This window comes from Pseudomonas sp. ICMP 3272 (assembly GCF_001466905.1).
In the GTDB taxonomy this organism is placed as follows: Bacteria; Pseudomonadota; Gammaproteobacteria; order Pseudomonadales; family Pseudomonadaceae; genus Aquipseudomonas; species Aquipseudomonas amygdali.
Genome location: NZ_LKEK01000108.1, coordinates 14,096 through 28,418 on the forward strand (window position 1 = coordinate 14,096; position 14,323 = coordinate 28,418).

The window sequence follows — 14,323 nt, forward strand, 5'->3', positions numbered from 1 at the left end:
TGATGGGCGAGCAAGGTGCCTTTAGGTTTTCCGGTCGAGCCGGAGGTGTAGATTGATGACGTAGGCCAGATTGTCTGGCGAGGTCTGGTTGACCGGGTTTTCCGTGCTGTAACCGTCCAGCGAATCAGCCAGATCCAGTGTCTGAACATATGCAGGAATAGGCAGTTGCCCAAGCAAATGCGCCTGGGTCAGCAACAGTTCGATACCGCTGTCGTGCATCAGAAAGCTCAGGCGATCCTGCGGGTAGTCCGGATCCAGCGGCACGTACGCGCCACCAGCCTTGAGGATCGCCAGCATTCCGACGATCATTTCCAGACTGCGTTCAGCGGCCAGCCCCACGCGAACATCCGGGCCGACGCCCTGCTTGCGCAGTTTATGGGCCAACTGGTTGGCGCGGCAGTTGAGCTGTTGATAGCTCAGTTGCTCGCCAGCAAAAGTCAGGGCAATGGCCTGCGGCGTGCGCTCGGCCTGGGTTTCAATGCGTTGATGGGCGCACTGCTCGGTCGGGTAATACTGCACGCTTTGCGTCCAGGCAGTTGGCAGGGTTAGCTCGCCGAGACGCGCCGTTGCGGACGCACTGAGGCTTTGCAGCAAGTGATCGAAATGCGCTGCCAGTTGCAGAATGCCTTCTGCACTGAAGTGTTGCCGGTCGTAACTGAAACGTACCGACAGCACGTCGTTGGCCTCGACCACCAGGGTCAGCGGGTAATGCGCTTGTTCCTGATTGCGCAGGTCGCTGAACGTCAGACCGTCCGGCGCGCGCTGCAAGGCTTCGGACACGGGGTAGTTTTCAAATACCAGTATGTTGTCGAACAGCGCCTCGCCACTGTTACGTGCCCAGCGCTGGATGTCATACAGCGGCGTGTGCTCATGCTCGCGCAGGGCAATGTTCTTCGCCTGCACCTGCTGCACCCAGTCGCCGACGGTCTGTTCCGAACGCGGGCTGGCGATCACCGGCAAGGTGTTGATGAACAGGCCCAGTTGCTCCTCGACGCCCGGCAATTCAGCCGGACGCCCGGCCACCGTCGCACCAAAGGTCACGCTGGACTGGCCGGTATAGCGTTGCAGCAGCAACAGCCAGGCCGATTGCACCAGCGTGTTGAGGGTGACGTGCTGTTCGCGGGCAAACTCGCTCAAGCGGCGGGTGCCGTCGGCATCGATCAGCTGAATGTAATCGCCATAGCCCTGCTCATCGGTTGATGTTTTGAAGGCTTGCAGCAAGCGGGTCGGCTCGTCCAGTTCGGCCAGTTCTGCGGTCCAGAAGCGCTCGCTGACATCAGCGTCCTGATCCTGTAGCCACTGGATGTAATCGCGATAACGTCCCGCCTGTTTCGGCGGCGTCTGACCGCTGTAGCGTTGCAGCACTTCGCCCAGCAGCCGCGAGCTGCTCCAGCCGTCCATCAAAATATGGTGACTGGTGTAGACCAGCTGCCACGCGTCGTCGCCAGTGCGCACTACCGCCAGGCGCAACAGCGGGCCGTGCGCCAGATCAAAACCCTGCTGACGGTCGGCCTGCGCCCAGTCGTCGAGCCAGTTTTGCGGCTTGCCACGCGCATCCAGCTCGACAAAAGGCAGTGTGACCTGACGTTGCACGACTTGCAGCGACTGTTCGCTCTGGCTGATAAAACAACTGCGCAGCACTTCGTGGTTGTTCACCGCTGATTGCCATGCGTTATGGAAACGCGGCACATCCAGGCCGCTGATGCTCACGCGCATCTGGTTGATGTAGTTGCCGGCGCCCTCATCGAACAACGAGTGGAACAGCATGCCCTGCTGCATCGGCGACAGCGGGTAGATGTCTTCGATCTCGCCCGCAGCAATCGGCAAGCCGTCGAGTTGCGTTTGAGTGAGGCGCGCCAGCGTAAAGTCCGACGGCGTGACGCCCTGATGCCCGGCGGTGCAGTGGTCGATCAGCGTGGTCAGCGCCTGCTCGTAGCGGCGCGCCAGGGTGTCGATGGTCGAAGCGTGATACACCTCGCGGCTGAAGCTCCAGTCCAGTTGCAGCTGGCCATCGAACACCTGACCATTGAGGCTCAGCCAGTTGCCCAGCGGGCCGTCTTCGCACAGCGCAGTGCCAGTTTTGTCGGCACTCGGCACGAACAACGCGCCTTGTTGTTCGTTGAAGCTGCCGTCGAACTGGCCCAGGTAATTGAACGTGACCCGCGCCTGCGGCAAGGCGGCCAGTTGTTGCTTAAACGACGGCTCGCCGAGATGACGTAGTACGCCGTAACCAATACCTTTGTTCGGCACGGCACGCAGTTGTTCCTTGATGCCGCACAGGCTTGCACCCGGCGCGATTTGCGGCGTGAGGCGAACCGGAAACAGGCTGCTGAACCAGCCGACGGTACGGCTGAGATCGGTGTCGTCAAACAAGTCTTCGCGGCCATGCCCTTCCAGCTGGATCAGCACCGACGGCTGCTGACTCCACTCGCACAACACTTGCGCCAGCGCGGTCAACAGCAGGTCGTTGACTTGTGTGCGGTACGCGGCAGGTGCGACTTTCAGCAGTTTGTGGGTCAGGTCCTTGCTCAACCAGGATGACGCATGGGCCGCATCGCGATTGCGCATCGAACCTTCGGGCTTGTCGCGCGGCAGCGGTTGATCGTCGCCCTGTAAAGCGTGTAGCCAGTAATCGCGCTCGGCTGTCAGCGTTTCGCCGGTCGCATACTGTTGCAATTGCTCGGCCCAATGCTTGAGCGACGTGGTTTTCGCTGCCAACGCCACAGGCTGGCCCTTCGTCAGGGCGACGTAAGCCTGCTGCAGGTCTTCCAGCAGCACCCGCCACGACACGCCGTCGACGGCCAAATGATGAATCACCAGCAACAAACGCTGCTCGCCCTGCGGCAGGTTGACCAACAGCGCCCGTAGCAGCGGACCGTTTTTCAGGTCCAGACTGCGCTGCGCCTCATCGGCCAGTTCAGGCAAGCGCTCGATGCTGTCCAGCTCATGAACCCACAGCAGGTCGCGAGTGTTCAGTGCGCCGAACGTGGCTTGCCACTGGCCGTCTTGCTGGGCAAAACCAAGACGCAACGCATCGTGCTGTTCGATCAGTGCAGTGAGCGCAGCCTGGAGATGACTGGCATCCAGCGTTTGCAGGGGCTTGAGCATCAGCGCCTGATTCCAGTGCTGACGCTCGGGGATGTCCAGTTCGAAGAAGCGCGCCTGAATCGGCAGCAACGGCAGCGAGCCACTGACCTGTTCGACCAGCGCAGCAGGCTTTTTCTGGATCAGTTTTGCCACCGAGGCCAACTGGCTGATGGTCTGCTTTTCAAACAACTGCTTGGGGCTGAGCTTGATACCCTGACGCTTGGCACGGGCGATGATCTGCAGGCTGAGGATCGAGTCGCCGCCCAGTTCGAAGAAGTTGTCGGTGCTGCCGACCTGTTCCAGTTTCAGTACGTCCGCCCATACGGCGGCGAGCTTTTCCTCGATCTCGCCGACCGGCGCGGTGTAGCGCTGTATGACCACGCCCGGTTTGGGCAAGGCGCGCTTGTCGAGCTTGCCGTTGGCGGTCAGCGGCAGGCTGTCCAGCAGCATGATCTGTGCGGGCACCATGTAGTCGGACAAGCGCGCAGCCAATTGCTCGCGCAGGCTGTCGACGGTCAGGCTGGCACCGGCTGCCGCGACGCAATAGGCCACCAGTTGCAGACGGGATTCATCTTCATCGACAGGCAATGCCAGCACGCTGGTTTGCGCAACCGAAGGCAGGTTCAGCAGCACCCGCGCCACTTCGGCAGGCTCGACGCGATAACCGCGCACTTTCACTTGATCGTCGCCACGACCGATGAATTCCAGCAAGCCCTGATGATTGCGCCGCATACGGTCACCGCTGCGATACACCCGTGCGCCATTCTCTGCAAACGGGTCCGGCACGAAACGCTCGGCGGTCAGCGCAGGCTGACCGATGTAGCCCAACGCGACACTGTCGCCACCGATGTACAGCTCGCCCGCCACCTGAGTGCCAACGGGGTTCAGCACATCATCCAGCAGGTAAGCGCTGGCCCCCGGCAACGGCGCACCGACCGGCACCGTAGTGGATAGATATAAACCTTGTGGGAGCGAGCCGGGCGACGCTTCGCTTGCTCGCGAAAGCAGTAGTAGAGTCTCAGCCTTTTGCAGGCCTGTGCTGGCCTCTTCGCGAACAAGTTCGCTCCCACAGGGAATCGTGTCCACTTTCAATTCATGGGTCAGTACGCCAACAGTGGTTTCGCTCGGGCCGTAGTGGTTGATCACCCGGCAATCCGGTTTGAGCTGACGCACCTGCTCGACCAGCGCAGGCGAACAGGCTTCGCCGCCGACGATCAGTGCATGCTGCGGCAACACATCGGCAGGCTGGCTGGCCTGCAACAGCGCGGCCAGATGACCGGGCACGATCTTCAGCACGCCAACCTGATGCTCGGCCATGTAAGCCGCGAATGCATCCGGGTCGAAACCCAGCGCCTCGGTCAGCACATGCAGCGTGCGTCCCGAACACAGCGCGCCGAACAGCACGGTATGACCAAGGTCGGCGGCGATGGTCGAGACCAGCGCCATGCTCGCCTCGGGAGCCAGTTGCAACTGCTCCAGCAGACCACGCACGTAAGAGGCCAGCGCGCCCTGGCTGACCAATACGCCCTTGGGCTGACCGGTGGAACCGGAGGTATGAATAATGTAAGCCGCTGAATCGGCTGACAGCGTGATATCAGGACGACTGACCGGCAAGGCCTGCCACAGCGCAGGCGTCCAGGCCAGGCCCTCACAGCCGGCAACATCCAGTGACGTCTGGCGCACATCGCCTTCGGCACACAGCAGCACTTTGGCCTGGGCGTTGCTGAGCATCTGTTGCAGGCGCGCATCCGGGGCTTTGACGTCCAGCGGCATGTACACACCACCGGCCTTGAAGATCGCCAGCACCGCCGTGAGCCAGTCCAGCGAACGCTCCATCAACACCGCAACCGGCTGGCCTTCGCCAATACCCATCCGGATCAGATGATGAGCCAGCTGATTGGCGGTCTGATCCAGTTCCAGCGTCGTCAGGCTGCGATCCAGACACCGGGCGGCCAGTGCATGCGGCTGGTGTTCAACTTGTTGGCCCCAGAGCTGAAGCATGTGCGGCGCGGGTTCGCGCACTTCGCGTGGTGGCTCGATTGCCGGTGCACCGAGGCTGAACAACGGCGCCTGCGGCGCATCGAGCAGGGTTTTGAACAGCGCAAGCATTTCGGGAATGAACCCTTCGACGGTGGCGCGTCGATACAGGTCGCTGGCGTAGGCCATGTCGCCATGAATCAGCGTGCCGTCGTCGGTGATGTCCAGCGCCAGATCGAAATGCGCGCCCTGCTTGTCGAAGGCGTATTCGCTGACTTCCAGCCCGGCCAGCTTGAGCGCGGTTTTCTGTTTGAGGATTACGTTCTGGTTGAACTTGGCCTGAAACAGCGGGTTGTGGCCCAGGCTGCGCTCGGGTGCCAGTTGATCGACCAGTTGCTCAAAGGGTACGTCCTGATGCGCCTGCGCGCCGAACGAGGTGTCACGGATCTGCGCCAGCAGGTCAAGGTAGCTCAGGCGCTCGTCCACCTGGCAGCGCAAAACCTGAGTATTGATGAAGAAACCGATCAGCCCTTCGGTTTCAGCACGACCGCGGTTGGCGTTTGGCACGCCGATGCGGATATCGCGCTGCCCGGCCTTGCGCGACAGAAACAGCGAAAAACCGGCCAGCACCAGCATGAACAGGGTCATGCCCTGCGTGCGCGCAAAGGCGTTGAGCTGGCGCGACAGATCAGCGCCGAAATCAAAGCGCAGGTGCTCGCCCTGATAGCTTTGTGTCACCGGGCGTGGGAAATCCTGCGCGGCGTCCAGCAAAGGTTGTTCGTCACCCAACTGGCTGCGCCAGTAATCCAGTTGCCGCGCGCCCTCGCCCGCCTCCAGCCAGCTGCGTTGCCAGATAGCGTAGTCGGCGTATTGCAGCGGCAGCTCCGGCAGCGCAGGTTCGCGACCTTCGCAATACGCCTGATAGCAGTGCACGAACTCCTGAATCATCACGTCCATCGACCAACCGTCGGAGACGATGTGGTGCATGCTCACCACCAGCACATGCTCGTCACTGGCAAGACGGAACAGGTGCGCACGCAGCAACGGGCCTGTGCGCAAATCAAACGGCTGGCTGGTGACGGTGGCAACTCGCAACGCCAGTTCGGCATCGCGCAGTTCGATATCAGCCAGACCGGACAAATCAATGCTGTCCAGCGCCACGGTCTGATCATGCAGCAGCACTTGCTGCGCCTGATCACCGTCGGTGTGGAACACGGTACGCAGCACTTCATGGCGTTCGATCAGATGATCAAAGGCGCGGCGCAAGGCCGGCTCGTTCAGCGGGCCTTGCAGACGCAGGCCGGTGGTCATCTTGTAGGCGTCGCTCAGCGGGTCGAGCTGCCAGAGGAACAGCAGGCGTTGCTGGGCGAACGACAGCGGAATCGTGCTGAAATCATGACGGCTGACCGGCACCGGCAGCAGGCTGAAATCCTTGCCTTCCTGACGCAAGCGGGCGAGGAACTGTTGGCGTTGTTCCAGCGACAGGCCGACAAAACGTTTCGCGATACGTGCAGCGGTGGTCCCGGTCATGCGCCAAATTCCTCCAGTGAGTCCATGAACTGGTCCATGTCGCTCCAGTCGTTATCCGTTGTGTTGTCGGTCAGCGCGGCCACTTCGACGGCAAGGTCGCTGAGCAGCGGTTTTTCAAACAGGGTGCGCAACGGCAGGCTGATGCCCAGTCGCGTTTTGATCCGGGCGATGACTTGCGCGGCCAGCAACGAATGGCCACCCAACTCGAAAAAGTGATCGTCGAGGCCGACCTGCGGTGCGTGCAGGACTTCTTGCCAAATAGCAGCGAGGCAGATTTCCACCTCGCTGTGCGGCGCGCGATAACGCGCCTGCAACTGACTTGAGTCGGGTGCTGGCAGTGCCTTGCGGTGCAGTTTGCCGCTGGGCGTGAGCGGCAGTTCCGGGAGCAGCAATAAATGCGTCGGCACCATGTAATCCGGCAGGCTGGCTTGCAGCTGGGCCTTGATGCCCTGGCGCAGTGCCAGTTGCTCGGCATCGCCGTTCGCCATGACCTGCGGCACCACGTAGGCGACCAGTTGCGTACTGCCCGCCAGCTCGACGGCCAGTACCACCGCTTCGCGCACGCCCGTGCATTGCTGAAGGCGCGATTCGATTTCACCCAGTTCAATACGGAAACCGCGAATTTTCACCTGATGATCGACCCGCCCGATGTACTCGACAGCGCCGTCAGCACGCAGCCTGGCGCGGTCACCGGTGCGGTACAGGCGCTCGCCGGGCACGAACGGATCAGCCACGAAACGCTCGGCGCTCAGGCCGGGCTGGGCGTGATAACCCCGCGCCAGGCCGGGACCACCGATGTACAGCTCGCCCACCGCGCCCTGCGGCAGCAGATTCAGTTGATCGTCGAGCACGTACAGCCGTCGTCCCGCCAGAGCTCTGCCAATCGGCACACCGCGCCACGACACCTGTTCCGCAGTCAGTGCACTGCAATCGTGAATGCTCGATACCACCGTAGCTTCGGTCGGCCCATAGGTGTTGAGCAGGCGCACGTGCCCGAGCCCGGCCTTGTGCCACAGGCGCAGACCTTCGACAGCCATCGCCTCGCCGCCGACGTGAATCTGCCGCAGCGCGCCGTAATGCGCAGGCGGGCTTGCGGCGAAATCCTGAACCAGCGTCAGCCAGTAGGCCGCAGGCAGGTCAGCCAGGGTTACGCCATGTTCGACGACAGCCTGATGGAAGGTGGCGCTGTCCCACAAACGCTCGTCACGCAAGACCACGGCCGCGCCGCGACACAGCGGTGGGTAGAACTGCTCGACGAAGCCGTCGAAGCTATGGGTGGCAAATTGCAGGACCCGGTCGCCTTCGCGCAGGTCGCTGTAGTTCGCGCCCAACGTTACAAATTCGGCCAGCGCGCCATGACTGATCGCCACGCCTTTTGGCCGGCCGGTCGAGCCCGAGGTGTAGATCACGTAGGCCAGATTGGCCGGATCAACGGCAATGTCCGGGTTTTGCGGGCTGGCTGCCGCACTGCTCATCTGATCGATGCACAGGCACTGAATACCCGCCAGCTCAGGCAGCGTCGTCTTTTGCTGGCTGTGGGTCAGCAGCAGTTTCAGGCCGCTGTCCTGCAGCACATGACGTAGACGCTCGCTCGGCGCGCTCAGGTCCAGCGGCACATAGGCACCGCCTGCCTTGAGCACAGCCAGCAGCGTGACGGGCATGTCCAGCGAACGGCCCAGTGCCACGCCGACCAGCACGTCCGGCCCGACGCCTTGCTCACGCAGTTGCCAGGCCAGACGGTTGCTGCGCTCATTCAGTTCGGTGTAACTCAGGCTGGGCGCCTGGCCTTCACCGGCGAGGATCAATGCCGGGGCGCTCGGTGTGCGCTGCACTTGCGCTTCGAATTGGCGATGCGCGGGGGTTGTGGTGTCGGCCTTGATGGCGCTGTCGACATCCAGCAGGTGCGCGCGCTCATCGGTCGAGAGCATCGACAGTTCGCCGATGGTTTGCAGCGGATCGACGCAGACCGAGGCCAAGAGGTTACGCCAGTGATCAGCCAGACGAGTGATGGTCGCCTGATCGAAAATATCGGTGGCGTAGGTGAAAGCGGCGTTCAGTTGCTCGCCCTCGCCGCTGGTGGCAAGCATCAGATCACTGGCTGCGGCGTGCGAACGCTGCGCAAGTGCCTGTTGCTCGGCAGGCAGATTGGCCACACGCAGGCCACCGCTCAATTGTTTGTCCAGCAGGTCGGCAACCACAGGTTGGTGATTGAACATCACTTGAAACAGCGGGTTGTGGCTCTGGCTGCGCTCGGGTTGCAAGGCGTCGATGATCGCGTCGAACGGCAACTCCTGATGCGCCTGAGCACCGGTCGAAGCATTGCGCACGGTCTGCAATAAATCGACAAAGCGTGTTCGCGCCGTTACTTCACTGCGCAGCACTTGGGTGTTGATAAAGCAGCCGATCAGCCCTTCGGTTTCGCTGCGGGTGCGGTTGGCGATCAGGCCGCCGACACGGATATCGGTCTGCCCGCTGTAGCGATGCAGCAGGCTTTTGAAGGTCGCCAGCAGCACCACGAACAGGGTCACGCCCTGGCGTTGCGCGAGGCTTTTCAGGTTGCGCAGCAGCTCGGGCTCCAGTGCCAGTTCCAGGCGAGCGCCGTCGTGGCTGGGCAAGGCCGGATAGGGACGGTCGGTGGGCAGCTCCAGCAGCGGATGCTCGTCGCCCAGGTGGCTGCGCCAGTAGTCCAGCTGACGCTCCTGCTCACCGGCTTCCAGCCAGCTGCGTTGCCAGACCGCGTAATCGCGGTACTGCACAAGCAGCGGCTGAAAAGGCAGCGGTTTACCGGCCAGCAGCGCGTCGTAGCCGCGCAGCCATTCGTCGATCAGCACGTTCATCGACCAGCCATCGGTGATCATGTGGTGCAGGTTGAGCAGCAGTAGGTGTTCCTGTTCTGCGAGGCGCAATACCTGCACGGTAAACAGCGGCCCGCGCTGCAGGTCGAAGGTCTGCGCCGACTGTTCGGCGATCGCCTGCCGCGCACTCGCCCAGCGCTGTTCGCGAGGCTGCTGGCTCAGGTCGATCACACGGATGCTGACGGGTGTCGGCGGCGCAACACGCTGAAACGCCCGGTCGCCTTCCTGACCGAAGGTGGTGCGCAGGCTTTCATGCCGCTCGACCAGCGCACTGAAGGCACGTTCCAGCAACGGCAGCTCCAGCGGGCCATTCAGGCACACCGACATCGGCAGGTTGTAGGCTGTGCTGTGCGGGTCCAGCTGCCAGAGAAACCACATCCGTTGCTGGGCATAAGACAGCCCGTCACGCTCGGCCAGCCCTGCGCAGGAAGGGATCGGGAACAGCGAGAAATCCATGTTCTCCTTGCGCATGCCATCGAGAAACAGACGACGTTTTTCAAGGGGCAACTCGACAAAACGACGAGCGAGTTTCTGGGCGTGTTCGGGGTTCATGGGTCGATCCTTGCTGAATGGGGCTGACCGTCGGGCGGGGTCGTATCAACAAGAACGAATTGGCGGGGAAATATTTAGAAAGGTTTCTCGAGGCTGGTGCTCTGCATTGCACCGCATACCCAAGCGAGGACGCAGAGCGTCCAGAACAGCATGCCTACGCGGAGCATTGCACGGTAGTTGAAATCTTGTGGGAGCGAACTTGTTCGCGAAAGGGCAGGTACATTCTCCAAAAATGTACCGGCTGAACTACCGTCTTCGCGGACAAGTCCGCTCCCACAAAAGCACGATTACTTGAGTTCTGCAGGACCGGGGTATAACGCTGGCGCGGAGCGTTGGCACGGAAATCAATAAACAGCTACTTATCCGAATGCCCCTGTGCCATCGCCACCACCACTTTGCGTTTGCCGGTGAACGGTGCGCGGGAGTGGGCGGTGAGCATGTTGTCGAGCATCAGTACGTCGTTTTCCAGCCACGGGAAGCTGACAGTGCAATCGTCGAGCACGCCACGAATCTCGTCCAGCAGGCTTTCTTCGAGGGGTGAACCATCGCCGTAGTAGACATTGCGCGGCAGGTCTTCTTCATCGACGACATCCAGCAGGGTTTCGCGCACTTCCGGTTGCAGGTTGGAGATGTGAAACAGGTGCGCCTGATTGAACCAGACGGTATCGCCGGTCACTGGATGGCGGGACACGGCCTGGCAGATCTGCCGGGTGCGCAGTTCGCCGTCGTCTTTCCATTCGCACTCGATGTTGTGCGCGCGGCAGTAGGCCTCGACCACGCTTTCATCTTCGGTGTTGAACACCTGACTCCATTCCACATCGAGCCCGTTACCGTAGTTACGCACGTACATCAGCTTCTTTTCGATGAAGCGGTCACGGATGCGCGCCGGAATGCGCCGGTAGATCTCGCGGCTATCGGCAATCGGCGTTTCGCCGCCGGTCTGCGCCGCGATCATGCTGTAGAACCAGATCTTCATCGGCCAGTCCAGCGTGTAGGCCTGCTCGTTGTGCAACGGGATGCTCTGATGCGCCGGGTATTCGGTAGAGGTGTACACACCCTTGGTCACGTTGCTGCGCGGCGTGGAGCCGAACTCGTAGTTGAGCAACGGATCGCCGAAACCGGCGGCGAACTCACGAAACGCTTCCGCACCGCCGACCTCGAAGCCGCGAAACAGAATGCCGCCAGCGCTGTACAAGTGCCCGGCCACCAATGGCTTGAGTTCGCCCAGTGCTTCCATCAAGTCCAGACCGGGCTCGGGCGCCTGTACCAGCATGGGCAAGCTGCCCGCCCCTGCAAGCAGCGGCCGGATATCCAAACTCAACGCGTGACTCATGATGTCTCTCCCTTGATGGCAAAAGCGCCCGAGCCCCTGCGGCCTGGCGCAACACCAATGTCCAGATTGAACGTACTTCGCCACGAGAAAATTAGCCGCCCAGGCCCTTTTCCTGCGCCATGCGGGGGTTTCCGGTAGCTCTGAAACAATTTTTTTCATTTAAACGCAAAATATTCCTACAGGAATCTCGTTCTCATTCGTCTTTAACTGAATGCGAGGCTTTATATCGCCCGCGCGTACAGACAGAAGGGGCCGCCTTGCGGCTGCTTTACATCGTGAATCGAGATTGTTTATCCATGTCGAAGAAGTCCCGTTCAAAAATCTGGTTTCTCGTCCACAGCTGGCTTGCCCTGCCCATCTGGTTCTTTGTGCTGATCGTCTGTGTGACCGGCACGCTGGCGGTCATCAGCAAGGAAATCATGTGGCTGGCCAACCCGGAGATGCGTGACAACCGCCCCTCCGACGACGCCCAACGCATGAGCTTCGAGCAGATTCGCGCAACCATCGAGCGCAACGAGCCGGACCTGATCGTCGGTACGATCATGCAGCCTGACGGCGATTACTTCGCCCTGAGCGTGTTCGTCACCTACCCGGACGGCCGCTCGGTGCCGGCTTACGTCAACCCTTACACCGGGGTGATTCAGGGCCTCACGCCGTCGTTCGACTTCCGCCGCTTTACCCGCGCGCTGCACGGCTGGTGGCTGGTGCCGTTCACCAATGGCTATTCGTGGGGCTGGTACCTGGTGTCGATTCTCGGCCTGCCCCTGCTCGCGTCGCTGGTGACCGGCCTGGTGGTCTACAAGAAATTCTGGCGTGGCTTTTTCAAGCCGGTACGCTTCAGCCAGGGCCCGCGGATTTTCTGGGGCGACCTGCATCGCCTCAGCGGCGTGTGGTCGATCTGGTTCATTGCGGTGATTTCCATCACCGGCACGTGGTTTCTGATTCAGGCGATTCTTGGTGATAACCAGATCAGTATCTCGAGCAAATCCCAGGTCGCCTCGATCATTCCACACAGCGCCGTGCCGCTGACTGCCGACGGCCGCCCGGCACCGACCATCAGCCTGGAAAAGGCCGTGGAAATCGCCAAGGAGCGGATTCCAGGTCTTGAAGCCAGCTTCATCACTCCGCCCTTCAATGCCTACAGCAACATGCAGGTAGGCGGGCGCAGCTGGTATCCGCTGATGTTCCAGACCGCCGAAATCAACCCGTACAGTGGCGAAATCGCAGCATCACACCTGTTGTCGGACCGCAACAAGCTGGAGTTCGTCACCGAATCCATGCGCCCGCTGCACACCGGCGACTTCGGCGGTATCTGGATCAAGCTGATCTGGGCGTTCTTCGGCCTGCTGTTGAGCATGATGGTGCTCAGCGGGCTGCTGATCTGGAGCAAGCGCACCGCGCTGGCGACGCTCAATGCCCTCAAGCGTGAGTCCAGAACCAACCCGGCCACCTTCACCCCGGCCTCGACTCCGGACACCACCCGCTCGCCACTGGCGACCCGCACCCCGGAGAACAGCCTGTGAGCAAGGCCGCTGTCGCACAACCTGCATCGTCGCTGAGCCGTTTCTGGCATAAGTGGCGCTTCCACATCAACGTGCTGCTGGTGCTGATTCCGCTGGGTTTCATGCCCAAGTACTTCTCCGACAACGCGCTGGATCGCGGCGATCAGGGCCTTGGTCAACGCGACGTCGGCGAGATTCAGGTCGGCCCGTGGAGCCTGCGTCTGGCCGAAGACCGTAACGAAGCCCCGCGCCTGTCCGGTCCGTCGGGCTACATGAAAAGCTTCAACGCCGCGCTGTGCAACGCCTGCATCGACCGGGTCAAGGCCACTTACCTGCGCATCGGCAAACCACGCAGCCTGCGCACCGCCGGGGTTATTTTCTTTGGCGGTGGCTACCGCATGAGTGCGTTCATGCAGATTCCCGAAAACACCAGCGCCGACTCAGACCTGTGGATCACCATGGAAGGCTGGGACGGCACCGTGCATCAGACTTCCATTCCGCTGCAACAGGCTTCGCCCACCACCGTGGCGTGGCTGAAAAAACAAGGAGCCAAACCATGAGTGCCCGCCCTTCCCTGCGCTGGCTGATGGCCAGTGCCCTGTGCCTGCTTGGCTTGAGTGGCAACGCACTGGCGCACAACCCGATGTGCGAATGCAAACAGATCGACAACGAGCAGATTCGCTGCACCGGCGGTTTTTCCGACGGCAGTGGTGCGCCGGGCGTGACCCTCGACGTGATCGGCTATGACGAAACCATTCTGGTACCCGGCAAGCTGGGTGAGGATTCGACCGTGACCTTCAAGCGTCCGGCTTCCGAGTTCTATGTGCTGTTCGATGCCGGCCCCGGCCATGTGGTGGAAATCGATCAGGCGGACATCCCCAGCCCATGAGTGCGCCAACCCGACAAATCGTCCGCCCGGCCGGCGCCGGGCATGAAACCCTGTATGTCCTGCTGCTGTGCCTGCTGATCCTCGGCGTCGCGGCCGGAGTCGTCAGCCTGCACCGTGACACTCAGGAAACACACAGCCTTGCCAGCCATCAACTTGATGCGCGACGTGATCTGACCGCTGCCGAACAAGGCATCTACGCCGACCTGCGCGTGACCCTCGACGAAATTCACCTGCTGGCAACCGAACAGCAAACGCCCGTTACCCCGCAACAACTGGGTGACGAGGGCTTTGCGCCGTTCGCCCAGGACGCCAGTTCGGTGAGCCGTGGCGGTCATGTCTGGCAGATGGTCGAGCAGTCCTATCTGGGCCTGAGCCAGACGCCGAGCGTGGCCGGTTCGTTTCTGATGCGTGTCGATTCAGACAACCAGCCCGACATCTGGATCAACCGCAGCGCCTCGATCGCGCCTGTCAGCGACCTCGGCGACAAGACTCTGGTCGACGCGGGCTGGAAACAGGTCGTCGCGCAATTCGATGCTGGCGTAACCCGTCAGCACCCGCACTGAAACTTCGCATTCCTTTGAAAGAAGACCGCTTGCCC

At 61.5% G+C, this 14,323-nt stretch carries 7 protein-coding genes; 4 read left to right on the top strand and 3 right to left on the bottom strand.

What is annotated here, in order from left to right; genetic code table 11:
• Positions 1–21: 21 nt before the first annotated feature.
• From AO068_RS29880 to AO068_RS24395, 3 genes are all read right to left on the bottom strand, one after another.
• Positions 22–6,594 (bottom strand): condensation domain-containing protein, encoded by a 6,573-nt coding sequence (locus AO068_RS29880; protein WP_058409691.1) that lies wholly within the window; start codon positions 6,592–6,594, stop codon positions 22–24.
• Positions 6,591–10,001, bottom strand: a complete 3,411-nt coding sequence (locus tag AO068_RS24390) for a non-ribosomal peptide synthetase (RefSeq protein WP_058409692.1) — start codon at positions 9,999–10,001, stop codon at positions 6,591–6,593. The genes AO068_RS29880 and AO068_RS24390 overlap by 4 nt, the downstream gene beginning before the upstream one ends.
• Positions 10,002–10,356: 355 nt before the next feature.
• A complete protein-coding gene (locus AO068_RS24395) occupies positions 10,357–11,334 on the bottom strand; it encodes a TauD/TfdA family dioxygenase (protein ID WP_058409693.1) in 978 nt (325 codons plus the stop codon).
• 296 nt (positions 11,335–11,630) lie between these two features.
• Here AO068_RS24395 and AO068_RS24400 point away from each other — a divergent pair, with 296 nt between their 5' ends.
• Genes AO068_RS24400 through AO068_RS24415 form a run of 4 tightly spaced genes read left to right on the top strand, consistent with a single transcriptional unit; the run spans position 11,631 to position 14,288 of the window.
• Positions 11,631–12,857, top strand: coding sequence for a PepSY-associated TM helix domain-containing protein (locus AO068_RS24400; protein WP_058409694.1), 1,227 nt, complete (start codon positions 11,631–11,633; stop codon positions 12,855–12,857).
• Positions 12,854–13,396, top strand: coding sequence for a hypothetical protein (locus tag AO068_RS24405; protein ID WP_058402056.1), 543 nt, complete (start codon positions 12,854–12,856; stop codon positions 13,394–13,396). Before AO068_RS24400 ends, AO068_RS24405 begins: the two co-directional genes overlap by 4 nt.
• Entirely contained in the window at positions 13,393–13,725 is a 333-nt protein-coding gene (locus AO068_RS24410) for a hypothetical protein (protein WP_058402055.1), read from the top strand. The genes AO068_RS24405 and AO068_RS24410 overlap by 4 nt, the downstream gene beginning before the upstream one ends.
• Positions 13,722–14,288 carry a DUF6162 family protein gene (locus AO068_RS24415; RefSeq protein ID WP_058409695.1) on the top strand — a complete coding sequence of 189 codons (567 nt, stop codon included), beginning with the start codon at positions 13,722–13,724 and terminating at the stop codon, positions 14,286–14,288. The genes AO068_RS24410 and AO068_RS24415 overlap by 4 nt, the downstream gene beginning before the upstream one ends.
• The last annotated feature ends 35 nt before the right edge of the window (positions 14,289–14,323 follow it).